Source organism: Nannocystis punicea (genome assembly GCF_026965555.1).
GTDB lineage: Bacteria > Myxococcota_A > Polyangia > Nannocystales > Nannocystaceae > Nannocystis > Nannocystis punicea.
Genome location: NZ_CP114040.1, coordinates 10,178,734 through 10,204,133, shown reverse-complemented (window position 1 = coordinate 10,204,133; position 25,400 = coordinate 10,178,734). Strand labels below are relative to the sequence as shown.

At 71.1% G+C, this 25,400-nt stretch carries 17 protein-coding genes; 15 read left to right on the top strand and 2 right to left on the bottom strand.

Annotated elements, in window-relative coordinates; genetic code table 11:
- The first annotated feature begins 7 nt into the window (after window positions 1-7).
- The 13 genes from O0S08_RS39085 to O0S08_RS39025 all read left to right on the top strand — a co-directional run bounded on the left by O0S08_RS39085 (window position 8) and on the right by O0S08_RS39025 (window position 16,687).
- Entirely contained in the window at window positions 8-2,023 is a 2,016-nt protein-coding gene (locus O0S08_RS39085; RefSeq protein ID WP_269034573.1) for a heme lyase CcmF/NrfE family subunit, read from the top strand.
- A 2-nt stretch (window positions 2,024-2,025) separates the two neighbouring features.
- A complete protein-coding gene (locus O0S08_RS39080) occupies window positions 2,026-2,793 on the top strand; it encodes a zinc ribbon domain-containing protein (protein WP_269034572.1) in 768 nt (255 codons plus the stop codon).
- Window positions 2,790-4,742 (top strand): hypothetical protein, encoded by a 1,953-nt coding sequence (locus tag O0S08_RS39075; protein ID WP_269034571.1) that lies wholly within the window; start codon window positions 2,790-2,792, stop codon window positions 4,740-4,742. The genes O0S08_RS39080 and O0S08_RS39075 overlap by 4 nt, the downstream gene beginning before the upstream one ends.
- Window positions 4,739-5,497, top strand: a complete 759-nt coding sequence (locus O0S08_RS39070) for an ABC transporter ATP-binding protein (RefSeq protein WP_269034570.1) — start codon at window positions 4,739-4,741, stop codon at window positions 5,495-5,497. Before O0S08_RS39075 ends, O0S08_RS39070 begins: the two co-directional genes overlap by 4 nt.
- A gap of 75 nt (window positions 5,498-5,572) precedes the next feature.
- Window positions 5,573-6,334: a heme exporter protein CcmB gene (locus O0S08_RS39065; protein WP_269034569.1), complete on the top strand. Its 762-nt coding sequence runs from the start codon at window positions 5,573-5,575 to the stop codon at window positions 6,332-6,334.
- Entirely contained in the window at window positions 6,331-7,011 is a 681-nt protein-coding gene (gene ccsA / locus O0S08_RS39060; RefSeq protein ID WP_269034568.1) for a cytochrome c biogenesis protein CcsA, read from the top strand. Before O0S08_RS39065 ends, ccsA begins: the two co-directional genes overlap by 4 nt.
- Window positions 7,008-7,328 (top strand): hypothetical protein, encoded by a 321-nt coding sequence (locus tag O0S08_RS39055; RefSeq protein ID WP_269034567.1) that lies wholly within the window; start codon window positions 7,008-7,010, stop codon window positions 7,326-7,328. Before ccsA ends, O0S08_RS39055 begins: the two co-directional genes overlap by 4 nt.
- Window positions 7,325-7,516: a hypothetical protein gene (locus tag O0S08_RS39050; RefSeq protein WP_269034566.1), complete on the top strand. Its 192-nt coding sequence runs from the start codon at window positions 7,325-7,327 to the stop codon at window positions 7,514-7,516. Before O0S08_RS39055 ends, O0S08_RS39050 begins: the two co-directional genes overlap by 4 nt.
- Before the next feature lie 40 nt (window positions 7,517-7,556).
- On the top strand, window positions 7,557-8,702 hold the full coding sequence (locus O0S08_RS39045; protein WP_269034565.1) for an acyl-CoA dehydrogenase family protein: 1,146 nt from the start codon (window positions 7,557-7,559) through the stop codon (window positions 8,700-8,702).
- Between the two features lie 64 nt (window positions 8,703-8,766).
- Window positions 8,767-9,576: a glutamate racemase gene (murI, locus tag O0S08_RS39040; RefSeq protein ID WP_276082563.1), complete on the top strand. Its 810-nt coding sequence runs from the start codon at window positions 8,767-8,769 to the stop codon at window positions 9,574-9,576.
- A 212-nt stretch (window positions 9,577-9,788) separates the two neighbouring features.
- Window positions 9,789-13,274 carry a TonB-dependent receptor gene (locus O0S08_RS39035; protein ID WP_269034564.1) on the top strand — a complete coding sequence of 1,162 codons (3,486 nt, stop codon included), beginning with the start codon at window positions 9,789-9,791 and terminating at the stop codon, window positions 13,272-13,274.
- A 377-nt stretch (window positions 13,275-13,651) separates the two neighbouring features.
- Window positions 13,652-14,872, top strand: coding sequence for an alpha/beta hydrolase family protein (locus O0S08_RS39030; protein WP_269034563.1), 1,221 nt, complete (start codon window positions 13,652-13,654; stop codon window positions 14,870-14,872).
- 312 nt (window positions 14,873-15,184) lie between these two features.
- A complete protein-coding gene (locus O0S08_RS39025) occupies window positions 15,185-16,687 on the top strand; it encodes an outer membrane protein assembly factor BamB family protein (RefSeq protein ID WP_269034562.1) in 1,503 nt (500 codons plus the stop codon).
- Window positions 16,688-16,774: 87 nt separating this feature from the next.
- On the opposite strand, the gene O0S08_RS39020 is transcribed toward O0S08_RS39025, so the two are convergent.
- Window positions 16,775-18,469, bottom strand: coding sequence for a hypothetical protein (locus tag O0S08_RS39020; protein WP_269034561.1), 1,695 nt, complete (start codon window positions 18,467-18,469; stop codon window positions 16,775-16,777).
- Between the two features lie 59 nt (window positions 18,470-18,528).
- Window positions 18,529-20,142: a M66 family metalloprotease gene (locus O0S08_RS39015; RefSeq protein WP_269034560.1), complete on the bottom strand. Its 1,614-nt coding sequence runs from the start codon at window positions 20,140-20,142 to the stop codon at window positions 18,529-18,531.
- A gap of 188 nt (window positions 20,143-20,330) precedes the next feature.
- On the opposite strand from O0S08_RS39015, the gene O0S08_RS39010 reads away from it, so the two are divergent.
- Complete coding sequence (locus tag O0S08_RS39010; protein ID WP_269034559.1) at window positions 20,331-23,528, top strand: WGR domain-containing protein; 3,198 nt, start codon at window positions 20,331-20,333, stop codon at window positions 23,526-23,528.
- Window positions 23,518-25,170, top strand: a complete 1,653-nt coding sequence (locus O0S08_RS39005) for an SWIM zinc finger family protein (RefSeq protein ID WP_269034558.1) — start codon at window positions 23,518-23,520, stop codon at window positions 25,168-25,170. The genes O0S08_RS39010 and O0S08_RS39005 overlap by 11 nt, the downstream gene beginning before the upstream one ends.
- Window positions 25,171-25,400 lie beyond the last annotated feature (230 nt).

Here is a 25,400-nt window from a genome sequence, read left to right as displayed (position 1 = left end):
CAGCCCCATGTCGATCGCCACCCTCGGTACAGCCTCGATCCTCCTGCTGTTCGTGCTCAGCCTGGCCAGCGCCGGCTTCTCCGCCCTCGGCGCGGCTCGCCGCTCCGAGCGGCTGATTGAGGCCGGCCTGCAGGGCGCGTACGCCAGCTTCGCCCTGGCGGCCTTCGCCTCGTCGCTCATCATCTACGGGTTCGTCGCCGGCGACTACTCGATCCAGTACGTGCAGAAGACCAGCGACGCCGCGATGCCGCTGTTCTACAAGATCACGTCGTTCTGGGGCGGGCTCGACGGCAGCATGCTGTTCTGGGTGCTGCTGCACACCCTGTTCGCCTCACTGGCGCTGCACGCCAACCGCGACCGCCACCGCGAGCTCGTGCCCCACGCCGCGGCTGTCCTTTCGGTCATCACCGCGTTCTTCGCCGGGCTCCTGCTGTTCATCAAGGACCCGTTCGGCGTCTACCTGCTGGACATCCCCACGCAGGGCAAGGGCCTGAACCCGCTGCTGCAGAACCTGTACATGATCGTCCACCCGCCGAGCCTGTACCTCGGCTACGTCTCGCTGGCGGTGCCGTACGCGTTCGGCATGGCGGCGCTGATCACCGGCCAGGTCGACGCCGCGTGGCAGCGCAGCGTCCGCCGCTGGACCCTGTTCTCGTGGATGTTCCTGACCTTCGGCCTCATCCTCGGCGGCCTGTGGGCCTACGAGGAGCTGGGGTGGGGCGGCTACTGGGCCTGGGACCCGGTCGAGAACGCGGGCCTTCTGCCGTGGTTCACCGTCACCGCGTTCCTGCACTCGATCATGATCCAGGAGCGCCGCGGCATGATGAAGGTGTGGAACGTGTCGCTGGTGATCGTCAGCTTCCTGCTGACGATCGTCGGCACGTTCATGACCCGCAGCGGCGTGGTCCAGAGCGTGCACGCCTTCGGCGCCGACCCGGTGCTGGCGTGGACCTTCGGCGGCTTCATGCTGGCGATCGTCCTGTTCAGCTTCGGCCTGGTGATCTGGCGCCTGCCGCTGCTGCGCTCGCGCGGCGAGCTCGAGAGCGTGCTGTCGCGCGAGTTCGCGTTCCTGGTCAACAACTGGCTGTTCCTGGTCGCCGCGATCTTCGTGCTCGGCGCGACCATGTGGCCGACCTTCACCGAGTGGCGGATGATCCTCGCCGAGCGCTACCCCGACCTGCTCGGCTGGCAGGACCCGGGCGAGCGCGTCACCATCGGCGCGCCGTTCTTCAACCGCTACATGCGCCCGCTCGGCCTGTCGCTGCTGCTGCTGACCGGCGTCGGCCCGCTGCTCGCGTGGCGCAAGACCTCGCAGGTCAACCTGGTCAAGCAGTTCCTCGGGCCGCTGGTGGCCGGCGCGCTGACGGTGCTGGTGCTGCTGGCGCTCGGCCTCGGCTCGCCGTGGGGCCTGGCCTGCTTCGGCCTGTGCGCCTTCACCTTCTGGACCATCGTCCAGGAGTTCTACCGCGGCGTGGCCCTGCGCCGGCGCCAGCGCCCGCAGAGCGTCCTCGACGCGCTGATCGGCCTGGTCCTGCGCGCGCGCCGGCGCTACGGCGGCTACATCGTCCACCTCGGCGTGGTGCTGATGTTCTTCGGCTGGGCCGGCAACGCCTACAAGATCGAGCGCAAGACCACGCTGCGCCCCGGCGACACCACCGAGCTCGGTGACTACGTGATCCGGCACGACGGCCTGCGCGCGACCGAGGACTGGCAGAAGGAGATGATCACGGCCCACATCGCCGTGCTCAAGGACGGCGAGCAGAAGACCACCCTGCTGCCGGCGCGCTGGTGGTACTTCCAGCTGCCCGAGCAGCCGACCACCGAGGTCTCGCGCTACATGACCTTCGGCGAGGACGTGTACGTGTCGATCCAGGAGGTCGACATGTCCACCGGGTGGACGCAGATGAGCCTCTACATCAACCCGCTCGTCAACTGGATCTGGTTCGGCTTCGCCGTCATGCTCGCGGGCTCGCTGATCTGCGTCGGCACCCGCAAGAGCGACGGGCCGGGGGAGGACGCCTGAACGTGACCGAGGCGCCGCAGAGCACGGACGCTCGCGCCGCGACCGGGCCGAAGATCCCGCGCACGGCGCTCCTCACCGCCGGCCTCGCGCTCGTCGCGTTCGTGCTGGTGCTCGTCGCCGCCGGCGCGGCCGGGCCGATCGACGACGCGACCCTGGCCCTCGCGGCCGCCGGCGCCGCGCTGGTCTACGCGCTGCGCCGCATGTACGCGATGGTCCGCGCGCTGGCCCGGCCCGACTCGCTGGCCCAGGTCGGCCGCGGCGTCGGCCACTTCAGCCAGTCCGAGCTGCGCGAGGAGAAGCGCCGGCTGCTGCGCGCGATCAAGGAGCTCGAGTTCGACCACGGCATGGGCAAGCTGTCGACCGCCGACTTCGAGGCCGTGATCGGCACCTACCGCGTGCGGGCGATCGAGGTCATGCGCACCCTCGACGGCGGCGGCGACCTCCACCCCGAGCTGCAGAAGGTGCTCGCCGACCTCGACCGCAAGCGCACCGACGAGTCAGCGCCCGCGGCGCCCGGGGCAGCAGCGGCCCCGACGCCCGCGCCCGCGAGCACCGACGAGGTGAGCGAGGCGCCGCGCAACCTGATGGAGATTTCTTCGCCGGATCTCGACCGCACCTCGCGGATCTGCGCCAAGTGCACCGGCCCCAACGACAACGACGCCAGGTTCTGCAAGCACTGCGGCGTCCCGCTCGAACGCAACACCCGCAAGAGCGGCCCGACCACGGAGCGCCGCGGCGGCTCTTCGACCGCGGGAGAGATCGGTCCATGACTGTCCTTCGCCGACCGCTGCTTCGTCGGCCGCTGCGGGCAGCTGCCCTGATGTTCATGTTCGCCGGGACATGTCTCGCGGGACATGCCTCGGCCCAGCCGCCGGGCGGGCCGCCGATCGACCCGCGGGCGATGTCCGGCATCCCGCGCGCCGACCCGCAGACCGAGCCCGGCACCATCACCGTGCGCGCGCTGCTCGGCTCGTTCAGCCAGCCGGCGGTGGGCGTCACCGTCGAGCTCGAGCTCAAGTCGCAGGACGGCAGCAAGACCGAGACGCGCACCGCCGTGGCCGGCGCCGACGGCCGCGCCAGCTTCGCCGACCTCTCGGCCTTCAACGGCGGCACCGCGGTCGCCCGCGCCGAGCTCGACGGCGAGCGCCAGAGCTCGCAGCCGATCACCGTGACCCCGGCGCAGGGCTACCGCGTCCTCCTGGTCAAAGGGGCAGGTTCGGCGAGCGCCGCTCCGCAAGCTCCTGGCGCGGGCCCGGCGACGGCCCCGTCCGCTCCGCCCGCCCAGCCCGACGTGCCGCTGCCGGGCGTCGCGTTCGTCAACCCCGGCACGCCGAAGGGCACGCTGCTGGTCGGCACCCTCGACCTGCGCGGCGGCACCCCGCTCGAGGGCGTCAAGGTGCGGCTGGTCTTGACCGCGCCCGACGGCAAGAGCGAGACGCGCGAGGCGGTCAGCGACGCTCGCGGCACCGCGCGCTTCCCCGGGCTCGACGAGCTCGCCGCCGACATCGCTCTGGTGGCCGAGGCCGACCTGTCGAGCGGCACCGAGCGCAGCCAGCCGTTCTCGCTCGCCGGCAAGGACGTCGGCATGGCGGTGGTGCTGGCGGTGATCGGCCAGCGCGCGCCGCAGAAGCGGCAGATGATGGGCCCGCGGGCGTTGCCGACGATCTTGCCCGGCACCGTGCGCGTCACCGTCGTCGGCCCCGACGACCAGCCGATCAACGGCATCCCGGTCGCGATCGTCAAGCAGGACACCACCGGCTTCAGCAAGCGCTACGAGGACGCCACCGGCGAGGACGGCGTCGCCCGAATCGGCGACATCCCGGTCGGCAACGAGGGCCTGTTCCACGTCGAGGCCTCGTACGCCGGCGCCCCGTGGAAGTCGAGCTTCTTCACCCTCGACGAGCGCATGGGCGTCGCCGTCGAGATGCGGGTCTATCCGATCACCACCGACCTCACGCGCGTGCGCTCGGCGGTGCAGTTCGGCGTCGAGTCGATGGAGAACGACCTCGCGCGGGTCGACCACCTGTTCCAGGTGTTCGTCGACGGCGACGCCGCCTACTGGCCGGGCAAGCCCTACAAGTTGAACGCGGCCGACGGCGCCACCGGGCTCGTCGTCCGCGACCGCGCCGACCAGGTGCTCGAGCACGACGCGGAGGCGCCGTTCACCACCATCACCGGGCCGTTGCCGCCGGGCGAGCTGATCGACCTCTCGACCGCCTACTTGCTCGAGCACGACGGCACCGCCGAGATCCGCTGGGCCGCGCCGTTCCCGATCGTCGACGGCCGCGCCGTCGTGGTCGACGGCCTCAAGCTCGCCAAGGGCGCCAAGAAGCCGCCGGTGCGGCCGCCGCACGAGAACGGCGAGAGCCGCGTCGACCTCGACGTCTACGAGATCGGCGCCATGCCGCAGGGGCAGGCCTACGACCTCGTGGTCGACGGCCTCGTCACCCGGCCGCGCACCTACAAGTGGCTCGGCCTCGGCTTCGGCCTGTTCGTCGCCTTCGCCTGCGGCCTCGCGTTCGCCCTGCGCCCGCGCGCCAGCCTGCGCGACCGCCTGCTGGCGCGCAAGGCGTCGCTGCTGCGCAAGCTCGAGGCCGCGAGCCTCGACCGGCGCGAGCCGATCGTCGCCGCCCTCGACCAGGTCTACTGCCAGCTCGACGCCCTCGACTCGCGGCCGCGCCACGCCGACCCGGGCGCCGCGTGGCAGGACAAGGCATGAGCCGCGCGCGCGAGCCGATCACCCCGGTCGTGCTGAGATCGATCTCCCAGCGGTTCGGCCGCAAGGTCGTGCTCCGCGGCGTCGACCTCGAGCTGCGCGCCGGCAGCATCACCGGCCTCGTCGGCGCCAACGGGGCCGGCAAGACCACCCTGTTCCTGATCCTCGCCGGCCTGCTGCAGCCCGACGGCGGCGAGCGCCGCTTCGGCGAGCGCGTGGTCGGCGACATCGACCTCGAGCTGCGCGCGCGCCTGGCCTACGTCGCCCACGCGCCGCAGCTGTACCCGGGGCTCGGCGCGCGCGCCAACCTCGAGCTGTACGCCGAGCTGCGGCGCGCGGCCGGCCTGTCCTCGCGGCCAGCCGACGCCGTCCTCCGCGGCCTGGGTCTGGCCGACGACGCCCTCGATCGGCCGGTCTCGACCTTCTCGCGCGGCATGGCCCAGCGGGTCGCGCTGGCGCGGGCGGTCGCCGGTGACCCCGAGCTGCTCCTGCTCGACGAGCCGTTCACCGCGCTCGACGCCCGCGGGCGGTCGCAGCTGGCCGGGGCGCTGGTGGCCGAGCGCGACCGCGGCGCGGCGATCCTGCTCAGCTCCCACGACCAGGGCACGCTGCTGCGGGTGTGCGATCGCCTGGTGTTGCTCGACGCGGGCGCGATCGTCCGCGAGGTCGAGCGCGGCGGCGACGACCCGGCCGGCTTCGCCGCCCGCGCAAGCGACGTCCTCGCCGCCGTCGGCCCCGACGATCACGCCGCCGCCTGAGCCGCGTCCGCGGGCCGCAGGGACCGCATCGGCCCGGTTCCGCCGCCCGCCGCCCCTGTGCTACACCTGGCGCGCGTGCGTGTGCTCCGCCAGAGCCTGCTCCTCCTCCGCAGCGAGCTGCGCCAGGAGCTGCGCGACCTCGAGCTGGTCCTGACCTCGACCTTCTTCACTCTGGTCGTGCTCGGCATGTTCTACCTGTCGTTCGCGGCGCTGGAGAAGAAGCACACCTTGCCGGCGGTGCCGGGCCTGTTGTGGCTCACGGTCGCGTTCGTCGGCTCGATCACCTTGACCCGCGCCTTCGACCGCGAGCGCGAGGCCGACACCTTGCGGGCGCTGCTGGTCGCGCCGGTCGAGCGCACCGCGATCTACGTCGCCAAGGCCGGCTCGACCCTGCTGGTGCTGCTGGTCTGCTGCGCGCTGCTGGTGCCGGGGCTGGCCTCGATGTTCCCCGCGGGACAGGTCTTTTTGGACATGCCCCTCGAGACAGCCACGCTCGTGGTCCTCGGCTGCCTCGGCTACGTCGCCATCGGCACCCTGTTCGCCGCCGGGCTGGCGGGGGGCGGCGGCAAGAACATGCTGCTGGCGGTGATCCTCTACCCGGTCACCACCCCGGTGCTGATGTTCGGGCTGGTGACGACCCGCGCGCTGCTCGACAACAACCCCAACCTCCCGAGCTACCTCGGCCAGATGGCCGCGCTCGACGTCATCTTGCTCGGCGTCGGCGCGCTGCTGTTCGAGCCGGTGCTCGTGGGAGCCGCGCCGGCCCGCACGGCCCAGGCGGCGCGGCAGCACGCGCGCGAACGACTGCGCGCCGCCGGCCGAGAGGAGCCCCGATGAAGCGGAAGTCCGAGCTCGTGGTCCCCTTGCTGTTCCTGGCCGCCGCGCCTCTGGCGGTCTACAGCGTCCAGCGGGTGTTCCTGCACACGCCCAACGAGCGGACCATGGGCACCGCGTTCAAGATCTTCTTCTTCCACGTGCCGATGGGCTGGCTGTGCATGCTGATGGCGGTGATCTCCGGCGTCGCCGCCTACGTGCAGCTGCGCCGGCGCTCGCGCACGGCCGCGGCGGTGGCCCTGGCGTCGGCCGAGATCGGGTTCCTCGGCGGCCTCGGCGTCATGCTGACCGGCCCGATCTGGGGGCACGCCACTTGGGGCACCCCGTGGACCGGCGACGCCCGCCAGGTCACCACCGCCTTGTTGTGGCTGGTGATCGCGGCCTACCTGCTGCTGCGCCACTTCGGCCAGCACGCGTCGGAGCGGCTGGCCGCGGCGCTGGCGATCTTCGGCGCGGTCAACGTGCCGCTCATCTACTACGCGGTGAAGCTGTGGAAGACCACGCACCCGACCACCGGCGTGGTCGCCAAGCTGCCGCCGGAGATGTGGGCCACCTTCTGGCCCGGGCTCGGCGCGCTGCTCCTCGTCAGCTTCGGCCTGTTCGCCATCCGCGCCCGTCAGCTCGTCCTCGCCGGCGAGCTCGACGACGCCTACGTCCGCCTGGAGGACTCTCGCGCATGACACCGATCGCTCCGCCCGTCCTGATCACCGGCCTCGTCTTCGAGGCAGCGCCCGCGCCGGCCGACGGCGGTGACTACGTGCCCGCGGTCGGCACGAGCCGCGAGGAGAAGGAGATCCTCGCCGCCCTCGAGGACAAGGCCGCGGCCAAGACCGCCAGCGACTACCAGCACATCGTCTGGGCCTACGGCATCCTGTGGGCCATCTTCGCCGCCTACGGCCTGTTCCTGTGGCGTCGGTCGGCGCGGCTGCGCGCCGACGTCGACGCCCTGCGGCAGGCGCTGGACCGGCCCGCGGCCCGCGGAGGGCCCGGGGCGTGACGCTCGGGCACTTCCTGTACATCCCGGGCGTGTTCCTCCTCGGGGTGCTGATCGGGTACATCCTCGGCGGTCGAGCCGCCGTCAGCAGCGCCGCCGACCGCGAGCTCGCGGCCCGACGCGGAGCTGCCCGAAGGGCCAGGTCGGAGCCGACTCACGAACCGCCGCGCAGCGGCGACGCGCCCCCGTGACGCTGGCGTCGCTTGTGAGGCCGTGGTATGCGGGGGCGCCGTGTTCGACCCGACGTACACCGACGAGCAGAACGCCCTCATCCAGACCGCGCGCAAATTCACGCGCGAAGCCGTCATCCCGGTCGCGCACGAGTATGACGAGTCGGAGAAGTTCCCCGTCGACGTGTTCAAGGCCGCGTTCGACCTCGGCCTGATGAACATCGAGATCCCCGAGGAGTACGGCGGCCTCGGCTACCACACCCTCGACGGCTGCATCGTCTCCGAGGAGCTCGCGTACGGCTGCGCCGCCGTCGCCACCAGCGTGATGTGCAACCACCTCGGCGCGCTGCCGCTGCTGGTCGCCGGCAGCGAGGAGCAGAAGCAGAAGCACCTGCGCCGGCTGACCGAGGAGTTCATCTTCATCAGCTACGCCTGCAGCGAGCCCGAGGCCGGCTCCGACGTGGCGTCGATGAAGACCCGCCTCGTGCGCGACGGCAACGGCTGGCGCCTCACCGGCCAGAAGCGGTGGATCACCAACGCCGGCCACGCCAGCATCTTCACCGGCTTCGCCACCCTCGACCCGGCGCTCGGTCACCGCGGCATCACTGCCTTCGTCGTCGACCGCGAGCGCCCCGGCATCAGCATCGGCAAGAAAGAGAAGAAGCTCGGCCAGCGCGCCTCCGAGACCTGCGACGTGATCTTCGAGGACGTGCCGCTGACCGACGCCGACATCATCGGCGAGCCGGGCAAGGGCTTCTACGTGGCGATGGAGGTGTTCGACCGCTCGCGGCCGATGATCGGCTCGCAGTGCGCCGGCATGATCCGCCGCTGCCTCGACGAGTCGGCCCGCTACGCCAAGGAGCGCAAGACCTTCGGCAAGCCGATCGCCGAGCACCAGGCGATCCAGTTCATGATCGCCGAGATGGCGATGGCCTACGAGACCACGCGCCTCCTCTACAACAAGGCCGCGTGGGAGGTCGACAAGGGCATCCGTCGCACCACCACCAGCGCGATCGCCAAGTGCGTCGGCGCCGACAGCGTCGTGAAGTGCGCCGCGGACGCGGTGCAGGTGTTCGGCGGCTACGGTTACACGCGCGAGTACCCGGTCGAGAAGATCTACCGCGACGCCAAGCTGATGCAGATCTACGAGGGCACCTCGCAGGTCCAGCGGATGGTGATCGCCAAGAACATCCTCGCTCGAGGCTAGCGTGAGCGGGTCGCGAGCCGAGGCGTCCGCACCCGCAGCGACTGCGGCCGATCTACCGATCGGCGTGTTCGACTCCGGCGTCGGCGGACTCACGGTACTGCGGGCCCTGCGGTCCGCATTACCAGACGAGCGATTCATATATCTCGGCGACACGGCGCGCCTGCCGTACGGCACCAAGAGCGGCGAGACGGTCACGCGATACGCCGAGCAGGCCACCCGCGTCCTGGTCGGCCGCGGGATCAAGCTGCTCGTCGTGGCCTGCAACACCGCCTCGTCGGTCGCTCTCGGTCACCTCGCGGCGGTGTTCGCCCCGCTGCCGGTGATCGGCGTCATCGAGCCGGGGGCCGCGGCCGCCGGCGCCGCCTCGGCCAGCGGGCTGATCGGCGTGATCGCCACCGAGGGCACCGTCCGCGGCGGCGCCTACGAGCGGGCGATCCGGGCCGTGCGTCCGGGCGCCGACGTGGTCTCGGTCGCGTGCCAGCTGTTCGTCGCGCTCGCCGAGGAGGGCTGGATCGACGGGCCCGTCGCCGAGGCGGTGGCGCAGCGCTACCTCGCGAACGTGGTCGGCGAGCGGCCGACGCTCGACTGTCTGGTCCTCGGTTGCACCCACTTCCCGGTCCTGCGCCAGGCGATCGCCGCGGCCGTCGGCCCGCGCGTCCGCTTGGTCGATTCGGCCGAGACGACCGCCGAGGTCGTGGTCGATTGTCTCCTGCGATCGGACCTGCGCGCCGGCCACCGGACCCGCGAAGGCGGGGCAGGGCAGGCGGGGGTCCGCTTCCTCGCCACCGATGCGCCCGGCCGGTTCGCGCGGGTCGGTGCCGTCTTCCTCGGCGAGGCGATCGCGCCCGAGGACGTCGAGCTGGTGGACCTGTAACGGACCTCTGGTGTTTTCAAAGCAGGACGCTGTCTCGCAGGCCCGCGGTTTTCGCGGCCGTGGGGGGGAAGTCTGATCGCAGTCCGGCCCCGAGGGGGCGGCACTTTTGGCAAGATTCCCGTATTCAGTGTTGCTTTCGTTGTGATATACCCCCCGCTGGTATCCAAGCCGATGCCCGAGGCGCTCGCCGTGACCGCAAGGAGCACCCTCCTGTGAAGACAAGCCGCTCTCTGCTCAAGTACTCGCTGTCCCTGCCGCTGGTCGTCATCCCGCCGGCGGTCGCGGCGATGGCCCCCAACCTCGCGCTGGCGGCCTCCGACGTCACGATCAGCGGCGTCGTCACCGACCAAAACACCGGCCAGAAGATCTCGGGCGCCCTCGTCATCATCCAGTGTACGTGCCTCCAGGGCGCGCGCGAGGTGATGACCAACGCGGACGGTCTCTACACCTTCCGCAACTTGCCGCAGGGCAAGTACACGGTGCAGGTGCTGTATCAGGACGCCAACGTCAACAAGACGATGGATGTCCTGCCCGGCGCCAAGATGCGCGCCAACTTCCAGATCGATCCGAAGCTCAAGTTCCGCGTCGACATCGAGGTCCAGACCAAGACGCGCAACGACGCCGCCCAGGTCACCAAGGTGAAGATGGAGCAGGCGCGCAACATCCCGGTCGGCGGCACCAGCCGCGACTTCACGGCCGTGGTCGACATGTCGCCGACCGCCAGCCGTGACGCCGCCGGCATCCGCCTCGGCGGTTCGACCGGCGCCGAGGCGAAGTACGTCGTCGACGGCCAGAACGCCACCAGCCCGGCGTTCGGCACCGTCGGCGCGACGATCGTCCAGGAGTTCATCGACGAGGTCGAGGTCGTCGAGGGCGTGTTCGACGCCGAGCTCGGCGGCGCCAGCGGCGGTCTCGTCAAGGCGCGCCGCATCGGCGGCAGCAACAAGCTGCGCGGCACGGTGCTGTTCCGCATGACCCCGCGCATCGCCACGCCGCGCTTCATCAGCGCGACCGACGAGTCGCTGCGCGTGGCCGAGATCAACAACTACGAGGGCCAGGGCGTCGTCACCCTGTCCGGCCCGATCATCAAGGACAAGCTGTTCTTCGCCGTCGGCGTGTCGCCGGGCGGCCGCAACAACTCGCTGATCCAGTCGTTCTACAAGCGCCGCGACAAGGACCGCTCGGGCGGCTACGAGGATTGCGCCTACGACAACGGCACCAACGACTGCGCGGCCAACGGCAACTACATCGACTCGGTCAAGTTCGCCGAGCAGCGGTTCAAGACCGGCCGCTTCGACATGGGCTGGTTCGCCACCCTCGACTGGCAGATCAACCCGAAGCACCGCCTGCGCCTGTCGGGCGGCGGCGGCCCGACCACCCAGCGCCGCAGCTACCGCCAGCCGGCGGGGTCCGAGCCCAACTCGTTCGGCACCAACCCGAACGCGACCATCGGCGGCGCCTCGCGCGTCGGCTCGGGCGTCGTCAACAACAGCTTCGGCAGCGACCTGTTCAACGGCACCCAGGTCGGTCTCGACTATGAGGGCCGCGTCGCCAACGACAAGCTCGAGATCGACGCCGGCATCTACTACTCGCGCTTCAGCAACAAGCAGGCGTGGAAGCTCGACAACGAGAATCAGCGGAACGTCCCGCTGACGCAGGAGACCGACAGCCAGGGCCGCAACCTCTACGACCTGCTCGACCGCGACGGCGCGGTGCGCCTGGTCCAGGGCGTCGACGAGGCGTGTAACAACGCCAACCTGCCGGGCCTCACCTGTCCGACGCGGACGTGGCTCTCGGGCGGCATCGGCACCTACTCGCAGTCGGTGCAGGACCGCGTCGGCGGCAACCTGGCGCTGACCCACTTCCTCAGCGGCAAGCGGGCGGGCGCGCACCAGCTCAAGTACGGCACCGAGATCGACAGCGTCCGCCTCAAGCAGAGCACCGCCTACTCGGGCCAGAACGACCCCGACTTCTACCAGAACTGTCCGGTCGGCACTGTCGGCGGCGGCGAGTACTGCTACGACCCGGCCACCAACAACTACTTGATCGGCGGCGACGTCAGCCCGAACCGGGTCAACAACAACCGCATCAGCATCGTCGACGCCGACAACCCGGACAACCGCCGCACCCTCGGCTTCGGCCGCGTCCGCTACGAGCAGGAGGACCTGCGCGCGATCGCCAGCCCGATCGGCGCCGGCGTCCGCGTCTCGGCCTACAACTCGACGCTGACCACCCAGAACTACGCGCTGTTCGTCCAGGACAAGTGGTCCATCTTGTCGAACCTGTACCTCAACGCCGGCGTGCGTTGGGAGATGCAGGACATGAAGGACGTGTTCGGCAAGCGCAACATCTTCATCAACGACAACGTCGCGCCGCGCGTCAGCCTCGTGTACGACTGGACGGACGAGGGCAAGAGCCGCCTGTACGCGTCGTACGGCTGGTTCTACCAGCAGCTGCCGGTCATCCTGAACAACCGCGCCTTCGGCGGCCTCGTCAACGTCCAACGCAGCTACCGCGCGTCCGACTGCGCGACTCCGGTGCTCATCGGCGGCGAGGCGCGCGCCCGGTCGGAGGACGGCCACCCGACCGAGTGGTGCACCGACTTCAACCAGTCGACCACCGGCCTGACCGCCGGCTCCGTCGTGCCGAAGCTGCGCGGCATGTACACCCAGAAGTTCGTCGTCGGCTACGAGCAGGAGGTCATCGAAGACCTGCTCGTCGGCGTCAAGTGGCAGCACGAGAGCCTCGGCCGCGCGGTCGAGGACGTGTCGACCAACGGCGGCCTCAACTTCATCATCGCCAACCCCGGCGAGTCGGTCTCGGCCGCCGACATCCAGCGCCAGACGGACGCCTGTACCAAGCTGCAGGACCAGTTCGACCAGGCGGCCGACGACGACCCGCAGCGCGACGTCCTCGCCCGCGAGCTCAACCGCTGCACCTTCCTCGCCGACGCGTACACCAAGGTCGGCACGCTGTTCAACAAGCCGGTCCGCAACTACGACGCGTGGGTGTTCAACATCACCAAGCGCTTCGCCAAGAACTGGACGATCCAGGCGAGCTACATCTACAGCCGCCTCATCGGTAACTACGACGGCTTCGTCAACCGCAACACCGGCGCCATCGACATCGGCACCACGGCCACCTACGACATCCCGGAGCTGGTCCGTAACAGCTACGGCCCGCTGTGGGACAACCGGCCGCACCAGATCAAGTTCGACGGGTACTACTCGTTCGACCTCAAGAAGGCCGGCCGCCTGACCCTCGGCCTCAACTTCCGCTACCAGTCGGGCACGCCGATCAGCGTGTTCGCCGACAACAACCGCTACCCCGGCCAGTTCCTGGTCTACGCCATCCCGCGCGGCGCCGGCGGCCGGCTCGAGCCGAACTACTTCGCCAACGTCGGCATCAGCTACGCCTACCCGCTGCCCGGCGAGGTCGAGCTCGAGGTCTCGGCGCGCCTCGTCAACATCACCAACAACAAGGCGGTGCTCCGCGTCGACGAGACCTACTCGTTCTCGCAGGGCCGCGCCATCGCCGGCGGTGACCTCGACGACCTCAAGCACGCCAAGCTGCAGAGCCCGAACGCGCCGACCAGCTTCTTCCAGCGCGGCGTGCTCCCGCCGCAGGGCAACTTCCTGGTCCAGACCGTGTTCCAGCAGCCGATCGGCGCCCAGTTCGAGCTCCGCCTGCGCTTCTGAAGCCCGGCCTCGAGCCCGCGAGCCGCGTCGGCCCGCCTGTCCGCGACAGGCGGGCCGAGCCGCTTTCGGGCCCTGGCCCGCGCCGCCCGGCGGCGCCGCTCCGCTCGTCCGCAGCGTGACGATCCGCGGGGGTGAGCGTCCGGAGTCGTCGACTCGAATCATTCACCGCTAAACTACTCGCGACGGGCTGCGTCGATTCCCACCCATGAATGCGGCGCCTGGCCGGCGAGCATTGGGCGGAGTGGCATGATTCCCGGCAGTGCCGTGATTCGTCAGGCAGGCCCGTCGATTCCCGATGATGGGCCCTTCGCGGCCCGTGTCGGCGAACGCGGGTGCGTCGCGATTTCGCTCCGATTCGTGCGATGATGGCGGGCATCATGCGTCGTGGGTTCCTCTGTCTTCCTCTCCTCGCGGCCCTGGCCTGCGGCGACGACCTCGTGGGCGACACGGACGTGGCGACGCTCGCGACGTCCGAGCCGACGTCGAGCACGGGCACGCCGGGCCCGACCGACGCGACGACCACCCAGCCCACGCAGGGCAGCAGCGAGGGCAGCATGAGCGGGGCCGAGACGACGACCACGGCCGCCGCGACGTCGACCTCCGAGCCGCCGACGAGCACCACGGCCGATCCGCCGCAGCCCGACATGGGCAGCGGCGGCGACGACTTCCTCCGCTGCCACGACGACCCGCCCGACGGCGCCACCCTCGCCCCGGACATCGCGGCGTACGGCGGCACCTGCCCGGCCCTCGAGGTCGGCTTCATGGAGGGCCAGGCGTTCAACGTCCTGCCGCAGCAGCTCGGCAACAACACCGTCGAGCGCCTGTTCCTCGTCATCGCCCCCGAGGACGCGAGCCCCGACGAGCGCCTGCCGGTGATCTTCCTGTGGCACTGGCTCGGCGGCGAGGCCCAGGACTTCTACGAGCGCGGCGACGTGCAGAACGCGGTCAACCAGAAGCGCTTCATCGCGGTCATCCCCGAGGCGCGCGGCGACCTGCTGTTCAAGTGGCCGTTCAGCGCGATCGACAGCGACGCCGACCTCCAGGCCGAGTTCCAGTTCTTCGACGACATGCTGTCGTGCGTCGCCGAGCAGTTCAACGTCAACAAGGAGTGCGTCTCGTCGACCGGCGTCAGCGCGGGGGCGCTGTTCACCAGCCAGCTCGCGGGCGGCCGTGGCGACGTGCTGTCGTCCTTCATGTCCCTGTCCGGAGGGACAGGCGGCGCGATCAAGCCGTGGACCGCGCCCGCCCACAAGATGCCGGCGATGGTGCTGTGGGGCGGCCCCGACGACTTCTGCATCCTCATCGACTTCGAGCAGACGTCGAAGGACCTCGAGCAGAACCTCGAGGCCGGCGGCCACTTCGTGCTCGAGTGCATCCACAACTGCAACCACTCGACGCCGCCGTTCCCGGTCGACCCCGGCCAGACCGCGTTCGCCCCGCTGTGGGACTTCTTCCTCGATCACCCGTACTGGCTGGCGCCGGGCGAGTCGCCCTACAACGAGTTCGGGATCCCCGAAGGCATGCCCGACTGGTGCGCGATCGGGGTCGGTAACGCGGTCCCGCCGCCCGAGCCGTGCGACAAGAACGAGTGCTCGTGACGCCTCGCGCGTGACCGCCGGCGTGCGGGGGCGGCGGATGCTCCTCCGGACGCACGAAGGGCCCGGGGCGTCGCCGCCGGGCCCTCGCTGCGCCGTCGTGGCGCGGGTCGGGTCACAGCCCGCTGACGTTCAGGCCGCCCGCCTTCACCTTCGACTTCGTCTTCATCGGACCCTCCTTTCGCGTCGACGATAGCCGGCGGGCCCGGGCCGCACCACGCGCCGGGTCGCGCCTGTCGCGTTCGCGCGGGGCGGTGCTCGGGTTGCACCGGAGCGCGACTGTGCGGCATCCTGACCGCGATGTACGGTTCGTTCGTGACGCGCCGCTCCGGCGTCCTCCTCGCGCTGTTCTGCGCCTGCAACGACCCCGCCGCGACCACCGCGAGCGGGACCGACGACAGCAGCACCACCGCGACCGACACCGGCGAGCCCGGCGCGAGCACGAGCACGACCACCGGCACCACGACGGCGCCGACGACCACCGGCGACCCCACGAGCAGCAGCAGCGGCGACCCGGGCTTCGACCCGCCCGCGCCCGTGTGCGGCAACGGCTACCTCGAGGCCGACGAGGAGTGCGACGACGGCAACGACGCCGACGACGACGGCTGCGACAGCGCCTGTCTGGTCCCGTGCGGCCTGGCCGGCGAGGCCGTCGCGCTCGCGCCCTCGGCCGAATCGGAGCTGTGGGTGGTCGCGGTCGCGCCGGCGCCCGACGGTGGCTTCGTGGCGATCGCGCGCCAGCGGGAGATCACCAGCGACGAGGAGGGCATGCAGACCATCGGCCTCGCGCGCACGCGGGTGATCCGCTACGACCCCGACGCGCAGCCGGCCTGGGACGTCCTGCTCGCCCCCGCCGACGTCCGCCTCACCCCGGTCGACGGGGTCGTCGACGCCGACGGCCACGTCTACGTCGCGGCCACGGTCGACGGCGCCGACGGCAACGACGTCCGCGCGGTCAAGCTGGATGGATCCGACGGACATGTCCTCTGGACCATGGACAAGGACGGCGCCGAGCCGACGAGCGATGACAGCGCCAGCGGGATCGCGCTCGCGCCCGACGGCGACGTGGTGATCGCGGGCGACGTCATCGAGGGGCCCGGCGGCGGCGACGTGTGGGTCGGCAAGCTGGCCGCGGCCGACGGCGCCGAGGTGTGGACGACCGTGTGGAGCGGCGAGGGCAACGGCATGTTCTCCAACGACGACGCCGGCCGCCTGGCCGTCGCCGAGGACGGCTCGATCTACGTCGGCGCCCGCGAGTACGTCGACTACAACATCGGCGAGGCGGTGCTGCTCAAGTTCGCCGGCGACGGCGGCCCCGCCGAGTGGGTGTTCTCGCCGCTGGCCGACGGCAGCGTGCACAACCACGGCCCCGGCTGGGTCTCCGTCGACGCCGCCGGCGACGTGCTCTACACGGCGGTGCGCCTGCAGGGCGCGGTGCCCAACTTCTGGATCTACAAGGTCGGCCCCGACAACGAGCTGCTGTGGGAGCGGGCGCTGGCCGACTACGAGAACGACGGCGACAGCTGGTCGCTCGACGGCGCGGCCTTCACCCCCGGCGGCGAGGTCGTGCTCGCCGGCGGCTTCCGCGTCAAGGACAAGCAGGCCCAGCTCGAGTGGCGCGAGGCGTGGGTGGCCCGCCTCGGCGGCGACGGCGAGGTACGCTGCCGGGTCCGACACCGCGCGCCCAGCCCCGACCTGCTGCCGCCCGACATCATCGCCTACGACGCGGCCGTCGGCGCCGACGCGACCGCCTACCTCGGCGGCGTGCAGGTGGCCGCCGGCGAGTCGCAGAGCTGGGTCGGCCTGTTCCGGCCGTAGCTCGCCTGTCCTTCGCGGCATGTCGTGAAGGACCTGGCCGAGAGGGCATGACCGAGAGGGCATGCCCGAAGGTTCATTCGGGCGAGCTCAGCGCGGCCGGATGGCGTCCGCGGGCGCCTCGATCGTGAACGGCGGGTCGGCGGCGATGAACCACGCCTCGAGCTCGAACCCGGGCCCCGCGGGGCCGGGCGCCGCCGGCTCGACGCGCGCGTGGGCGATCCAGCCGTCGCGGTGATCGATCCACAGCGCCACCGCCAGCGGGCCCGGGTCGCCGGGCGGCTCGAACCCGGGCAGGCGCGGCACCTCCCAGGCGAGCACGAGGTGCGGCGAGTCGGCCGGCGCGTGGGCCCGGACCGGCGCGCCGCCGGCGGCCACGGCGGCGAACGGATCGACGCGCACGTGCGCGGGGGCCTTGCAGCGGTCGCGCCACTCGTCCGGCAACCTGGCCCAAAGACCAGGGTTCACGTAGGTCGCGCTGTCGCGGCGGATCCACTCGTCGCCGAGGCCGTCGTGCTCGCGGTTCCAGCGGCCGAGAGTCACGTGCTCGTGCTCGCGGCCGGCGAAGCGGGCCCGGTACTCGCAGCGGCTCCAGTCCTCGCCGTGGACGGATTCGGTGACGCGGGCGTGATACGTCGGCGGCCGGCGGAACCGGGCGGCGCAGGCGGTCAGCGCCGCGGTGACCACCTCGGGTGCGACGGCCTCGCCGCCGCCGTCGCCGGTGCGCGCGCGCAGCTCGGCGAACTGCGCCTCGAGCTCGAAGCGGGCCAGCGACGGCCGCAGATCGACGCGATCGGGGTCGAGCTCGAGGTGCCGCGCAGTGACCCGATGGGCCGCCGCGAACTCGCCGCGCTGCGCGTACGCGTGGCCGAGGATCGCCAGCACCCCGAGCAAGGCCGCGCCCTCGAAGCGCTCGGCGGCCTGCTCGCAGACCGCCACGACGGCGGGGTGCTCGGCGCCGTTGACGGCCAGCGACCACATCGCCGACGACTTCATCGCCGCGCGCACGAGCGGCTCGGCCGGCACCTTCGCCGGCAGGGCGGCGTTGACGGCCTTGAAGCGCTCGACGTCCTGGCGACAGCCGGTCATCATGATGAAGCGGTCGAGGTCGTCGCGGTTGATCACCGCGCAGGTGTCGGGGTCGATGCGCACGCCGAGCTCGGCGAGTTCGCGGATCGTCTCGCGCCGCCGCGCGCGCCGGCCGGACAGGCGCGCCAGCAGCCCGGTCTTCGGCTGCAGCTTGGCCTTCAGGTGGGCGCGCACGCCGTCGGGCCAGGTCAGGAGCTGCAGCAGCTCGTCGATCGGCGCGGCCTCGCCGGTGGCGAAGAAGTGAGACCAGCGCATGTCGAGCTGGTGCAGCTCGGTGATCGGCGCCCGCAGCTGCTCGGCCCCGTTCGACCCGCGCGGCGCGCGGAGCAGGGCGTCGATGGCCTCGGCGAGGTCGGGGTCCCGCTGGCCGATCTCGCGGAGGACCGCGTCGCTCTGCTCGTCGCCGACGTCGCGGAGGATCGGCACCAGCATCGACGCCTCCTCGAAGCGCTCGCGGACGAATTGCTCGTAGACGCGGACGAACTCCGGCCGGGCCGCCGCGGCGTGGACGAAGAAGGCCATGTAGATGAGGATCGTCTGCTCGCGCTGCGGTCGCTGAGCGGGCGGCCCCTCCTCGGCGGCCTTTTGCCACCCGGGCAGCTCGGCGAGGAACTCCTCGACGAGCGCGGCCATGGCCGCCGGGGACGGGTCGAGGTAGAAGAAGTTGAGCCTGCGCTCGTCGTACTTTTTTACCATCGCGTAAGTCCTCGAGCGGGCGCGGCTCGTACCTGTCCGCGAGGACAGGCGATGGTCGCTCAGCGCAGGCGCACGACCTGGCTCGCGCCGACCTCGGCGCGCAGCTTGCCGCCTGTCTTGAAGGACAGGCCGCTCAGGCTCCCCGGCGGCAGGGCGGCGACCACCATCGTCGCGTCGCTGTCGGGGATCTCCACCGCCGCGGCCGGCTCGCGCACGGTCGCGCCGTCGACCGCGAACTCGACGAAGGTGTCGCTCGCGCGCCCGCGCAGCGGCACCTCGCCGACTGTCGTGTACCAGTGGGACTTGCCGTCCTTCATCAGCGTGCCGACCACGATCGGTCGCGCGACTGGTTCGAGCGGCGCTCCGCCGGCGTCCCACGACGTGAGCTCGCGGATATTATCGAAGGTCTTCTCCCAGCCGAAGTCGGACACCCACGACTGCGAGCAGTAGCTCATGTAGTCGCGGAAGCTGGTCGGCGAGCGCATCCCGGTGTCGTGGATCCCATAGCCCCAGCGGCCGATCCGACCGTTGGGGTAGGGGTATTCGGGGTCGGCCCCGGCCTCGCCGCCGCTGCAGCGGACGTGATAGAGGCCCTGGGTGTGGCCGATCTCGTGCACGAACGTGTCGCGCGCGCCGGCCCCCGACGATTGATAGCGACCGACCGCCAGGCGCTGGTACGCGTAGCCCTTGGTGGGCAGGTCGGGGATGCCCGCCGCCTGGCCCAGCAGCCCCGGCGGGTAGCCGTCGCAGCTCTCGATGAGGCCGTAGTAGTAGACGTTGTCGGCCGGCGCGTCGGCGGCCCGCAGCTCGCTGAGCTTGGTCAGGATCGGCACGAACCCGTTCGGCTCGTTGCCGATCGTCGCGGTGTACTCCCACGGCGCGTGCACCGTCAGGACCGCGCGCTGGATCGGGTTGTGCTGCTCCATCCACACCTGCATCGCCTCGACGTCGGCGTCGGTGATGGTCGGCGTGCAGGTCATGCCGTTGATGACGTGCTGCAGCGGCACCAGCTCGACCTTGATCTCCATCGGCGCGTCCTCGACCTGCAGCGTGCCGCGACCGGCCAGCGGCAGGAGCGGCGGCGGATCGCTGACCTCGCCGGTGGCCGCCGCGGGGTCGGGCTCGAGCGCCTCGATGCGGTACTGCAGCCCCGGCCCGACCAGCGACGCCGGCAGCTCCCATGAGAAGGTGGTGAACAGGTCGCCGTCGTTGCTCGGCCCGCTCACCATCACCTTGAAGTCGTCGACGCGGGTCTCGCCCTCGGGGGTCCACAGGGTCAGGCGGCCGATGATCTCGCGCGGCGCGAACCCGGCGTGGAGCAGCCAGTCGGCGCGCATCACCGCCTTGCGCCCGGCCAGCAGGCGGGCCCCCAGCTCGCCGCCGGGCACCTCGACGCCGTCGCGCACGATCTCCAGCTGGACCCCCTGATTCACCGTCGCGCGGGTCAGGCGGATCCCCCTGGCGTACTCGAGCGCGGGCTCCTCGTCCTCGCCGGTGGTCGAGGTGGAGCTCGTGCTCGTCGTCGGCGCCGCGGTGCCGGTGCCGGTGCCGGTCGAGGCGTCGCCGGTGCTGCTGGTCGAGGAGGGCAGGGACTCGGTGCCGCTCGCCGGGTCGTCGGCGCACGCGGGCAGGAGGACGATCGCCAGGACGGACGCGAGGCGGGGGCGCGACATCGCCTGCGACTTTATCAGGCCGGGCCGGCGCGGAGTACCGCTCGGGGGGGCCTCGTGGGCCGCTCGGGGAGGTTTTCCGGCGTCTTCGCGGGCGCGGGCGGCCGCGCGCGTCGGTCCCCGGCGTGATCTCGGCCGGCGCTCGCACCTGCTTGCAGGTGCAAGCCGGTCAGGGCTATAGCGGGAGTGCCGTGAAGTTGATCCGTCGCGTCTCCCTCGGCCTGCGCGAAGGCTCCTCCGACAAGGTCTACATCGTCGACCTGTGTGAGGTGAGCAAGGGCAAGTTCGTCGTCAACTTCCAGTTCGGCCGCCGCGGCGGCCCGCTGAAGGACGGCACCAAGACCGAAGCGCCCGTCAGCGAGACCACCGCGCGCTCGGTGTTCGCCAAGCTCGTCGACGAGAAGAAGCGCAAGGGCTACACCGAGTCGAGCGAGGCGGCGGCCGCGGCGCGGACGCTGGGCGGCACCCCGAGCGAGACGGCGGCCGCGGCGGCACCTGCCCGAAAGGCCAGCCCCGCCTTCACCACCCCGGGCGAGGCGATCCTCGCCCGCCTGCAGGGCGGCGGCGGGCGCAAGCCGTGGAAGCCGGCGCGGGTGGTCTGGCGCGCCGGCGAGTACCGCCTGCGCGAGGCGGTGCCGCACCTCATCCGCCTGATCGGCAGCGGCGACGCGATGCTCGACTACTGCATCGCCTGGGCCCTGGCCCGCTGCGGCGACGCCGACACCTTCACTGCGCTGGCCCGGGCCCGCAACGAACCTGGCCTTCAGGCCAGCAGCATCGACGAGGCGGTGCGGCTGTTCATCCCGCGCGCGACCAAGAGCGACATGGTGATGCGCATGACGCTCGAGATGCTGCGCGGCTGGAGCGACGAGCTGCGGGCCGCGGTGGCCGAGAAGGCGCGCGCCGCCCTGCCGCCGACGCTGAAGGAGTTCGCCAGCAAGGGCGATCCGGAGGCGTTCACCGCGGTCCTGCTGGCCGCGCTGGCTGCGGGCGACACCGCCGCGCTCGAGGATCTCTACCGCATCGACGACGACACCGTGCGCCCGGGCCTGCTCGCCGGCCTGCGCACGATCCCGCTGCAGGTCGGCAGCTTCCGCCACGTCCGCCACCTGCTCAAGATGGCCGAGGTCCGCGGCGACGCCGAGGTGTTCGGCCTCATCGCCTACCGCGTCGAGAAGACCCCGGCGACCTTCGGCTCGCGCCGCAACATGTACCTCGGCGGCCGCTGGACCGACGTCGGCAAGGAGCTGAAGCGCACCGACTCGCGCCTGGCGTACTCGAGCAAGACCCGCGACTACCTGCGGCGCCGCGCCTTCCGCTCGCTGCGGCGCCTGGCCGAGGCCGGCGACGCCATGGGCTACGTCAAGATGGCGGTCGGCGTCCTCCTGCCGTTCTCCGACGCCGACGGCCAGGAGGTCAAGACGGCCACGCGCTACAGCTACAGCACGCGCAAGAACAAGGTCACCCGCTGGGACCGGTTCGCCGCCTACAACGCCTTCAACGCGATCCTCTACGGCGGCAACAGCCCGCGCTACGAGCCGCGGGTGCGCGGCGCGACCTGGCGCTGCCGCGGCAACTACAAGCCCGGCGACCCGGCGCCCGCCAGCCGCGAGGAGTCGTTCCCGAAGATCTGGGACCAGGTGCCGATGGGCCTCATGCACCTCCTGTCCGAGAGCGCATGTACTTTGGTGCATGAATTTGCGGTCAGGGCGGTCCGCGACAACAAGGAGTTCCTGGCCGGCCTCGACGTCGAGGGCATCGTCATGCTGCTCGAGCGGCCGTTCGAGGTCACCGCGCAGCTCGGCTTCGAGCTGGCCAAGGCCCGCTACAACCCCGACGAGCCCGACCTGGCGCTGATCGCCGCCGTCGCCAACTGCGCCGTCCCGGCCGCGCGCAAGCTGGCCCACGGGTGGATCGACGCCGACCGGGCCCGCTTCGCCGGCGCCCACGACCTGCTGATCGCGCTACTGTTCTCGGCCCACGCCGACACCCGCGCCTACGCTCGCGTCCTGCTGCAGGGCGTGCCGCTGCCGGCCGCGGCCGCGTCGACGCTGATCGGCAGGGCCGTCGCCGGCGTGCTCGCGCTGCCCGACACCCCGGAGGCGGCGGCGATCGCCGCCGACGTCGGCGAGACGTTGATGCGGGCGTTCGCCCGCCCGCTGCGCGGCGTCGGCCTCAACATCGTCGTCGACCTGGTCGCCCACCCGCTCGAGGGCGCCCAGCTGCTGGCGGCCAACATCCTGCTCAACCACGACACCCGGCCCGAGGACCTGCCCGAGCAGCTGGTCGCCGCGCTGGCGGTCGAGAGCAAGCACGCGGCGGTGCGCAGCCTCGGCATCCGCCTGTTCGGCGAGCTGCCCGACGGCGTGCTCGTCCACCGCGGCGCGCTGATCCTGGCCTTCCTGACCTCGGCCCACGTCGACCAGCGCGACGCCATCCGCCCGGTGGTGCAGCGCCTGGCGAGCCGCGACCCGGCGTTCGCCGCCGCGATCGTCGCCCCGCTGATCGGCGCGCTGCTGGTCAAGGAGGCCCACGAGGGCGTGCACAGCTTCGTCCTGCGCCTGCTCAAGACCGACCTCGAGCAGGCCCTCGGCGCGGTCGACAAGGACCTCGTCATGCGCCTGCTGCGGGCCAAGGCCTCGGCGGCGCAGGAGCTCGGCGGCATCTTGCTGGCGCGCAACGTCGACCCCGACAGCCTCGACGTCGGCGAGGTGGCGCGCCTGGCGAGCCACGAGATCCTGGCGGTGCGCCAGGCCGCGTGGAGCTTCTTCGAGCGCAACGTCGAGCGGATCGGACGCGAGCTGCCGCAGGCGATCAAGATCCTCGACGCCAAGTGGGACGACTCGCGCGCGTTCGCGTTCGCGTTCTTCCGCGAGCGCCTGCAGCCGGCCGACTTCCCGCCCGACGTCCTGGTGGCGATCGCCGACTCCGTGCGCGCCGACGTGCAGGCGTTCGGCCGCGAGATGATCACCCGCTGCTTCCAGGAGGAGCACGGCCTCGAGTACCTGCGCCGCCTCAGCGAGCACCCGTCGGCCGACGTGCAGCTGTTCGCCACCAACTACCTTGAGCAGTACGCGGCCGGCTCGCCGGGGCGCCTGCGCGAGCTGACGCCGTACTTCCTCGGCGTGCTGTCGCGGGTCAACCGCGGCCGCGTGGCCAAGGCGCGGGTGTTCCGCTTCCTGACGGCGGAGGCCGAGAAGAGCCCCGAGGGGGCGCAGCTGGTCGCCGAGCTGATGACGCGGCAGAGCCTGACGATGGCGATCGGCGACCGCGCGGCCAGCATCGTCGCCATGGTCGGGGTGCGCCAGCGCTTCGGCGACGTGCCGATGCCGATCGAGATCCGCCAGCCGCCGGTGCGGACGAAGGGACAGGTGCAGCGTGGAGTTTGAGTACCGCTATCACGGCAGCACCGCCGTCGACTCGTCGGCGCGGGCGACCAGCATGTCGTTCTCGCCCGACACGCGGCGCGAGCCGACCTACTTCGTCGGCGAGCTCGGCAAGTGCCTCGAGTTCCGCGAGGCGATCTCGGCGCTGCACGACGTCGTCGTGTCCGACCTCCGCTTCAAGCCGAAGGACAAGACCGAGTACAAGGAGTGGCTGGCCAAGCAGGAGCAGGTCAACTGGCAGCAGGTCGCGCTGCAGCGCTCGCGCAACGCCGCCGAGATCAAGCGCATGCAGGAGGAGCTGGACGGGCTGTACCGCACCAGCTCGAGCCGCATGCAGGGCTACTACACCGCCAAGCGGCGCTACTTCGACTACCTGTACCAGAAGGACCGCGACGCCTGGTTCGTGCTCGACCCGGTGATCACGGTCCACCCGGACGAGGTGTTCTTCGAGTGCTTCTCGCAGGACGAGTCGACCTACGGCCGGCTCGGCGCGCGCTACGAGGTGTTCAAGCAGGTCAAGGAGTTCGCCTGCGGCACCACCAACATCGACTACTCGGCGGCCCTCTACGACGAGTTCCAGAAGATCCGCCGCTACAAGCAGACGATGTTCAGCGTCGACCCGTCGGGCTTCGGCGTGCAGACCACCGCCGAGGACGACTTCAAGGAGCTGAAGATCGACCTGCCCGATTCGTGGGTGCGCGGCTTCCTGCAGGTCAGCTCGGCGATGACGCTGCCGACGATCTCCTTCGATCTTCACCCGATGGACGTGCACAACCTGTGCTTCGTCCTCCGCCGCCACAAGGAGAAGGTCGGCCCGCGCAGCCTGCGGTACAAGCTCAAGCCGGGGCACCCGGTCAAGGTCGTGTTCGAGCCGTGGAACCGTGAAATCGTGTTCCCCCGCTCGATCTTCCGCGGCGACAAGGAGCACGAGGTCCGCGTGTGGGGCCGCCGGCGGATCCTCATCCTCGAGCGCCTCATCCAGCTGGCGAGCAAGTTCACCGTCCACCTGCTCGGCACCGGCCTGCCGTCGTTCTACATCGCCGACCTCGGCGACATGAACTTCACCCTCGGCCTGTCCGGTTGGACAGCCAACGACTGGTCCACCGCCGGCAACTTCGACCTCATGGCCCCCCGCGCCACCGTCGACGAGTTCACCAAGCGGCGGGTGTTCGACGGCCTCAAGAAGCACTGGTTCTACAAGCCGGACGCGCTCGCGCGCGAGCTCGAGCTCGACACCAGCGCCGTCTACGGGGCCCTCGCCGCGTACACGCAGGCCGGCCGGGCCATGTACGACCTCGACAAGCAGGTCTACCGCGTCCGCGAGCTCAGCCGCGACCCGCTGCCGATGGACAAGCTGCGGTTCGCCAACGAGCGCGAGGCCTCGGCGCAGGCGCTGGTCCAGCAGAACCATGCCACGGTCCGCCAGGCGCTCCCCTCGGGCGAGGGCGGGCTGGTGCTGCGCGGCCGCGTCCGCGACGGCTCACACAACTACGAGCCCGAGCTCGCGCTCGACCGCGACGAACGGCTCGCTTCCGCGTCGTGCACGTGCAACTTCTACCAGCAAAATAAACTGTACAAGGGGCCGTGTGAGCATATACTGGCCCTGCGGATCCAGCACCGCCGAGCCCAGGGCGGAGGCCTCTGAACCTGTCCTCCGGGGCAGCTCACGCGAACCACCTGCTCCCTCCCGCTGACGCGATTCTTCGCTTCGTCCGCCATCCTCCCTCCCCACGAGGCGCATCACCCACCCAGTTTCGTCATGACAACGGCGAAGGCCGAGCCTAGCAACCCGGGCGGTGGATCGCCGTCCTTGCGAAATGCTCGTTCACGCTTCACTGGCCCGCTCTTGACTGTGCGGCCCATCGGGTAGCCATC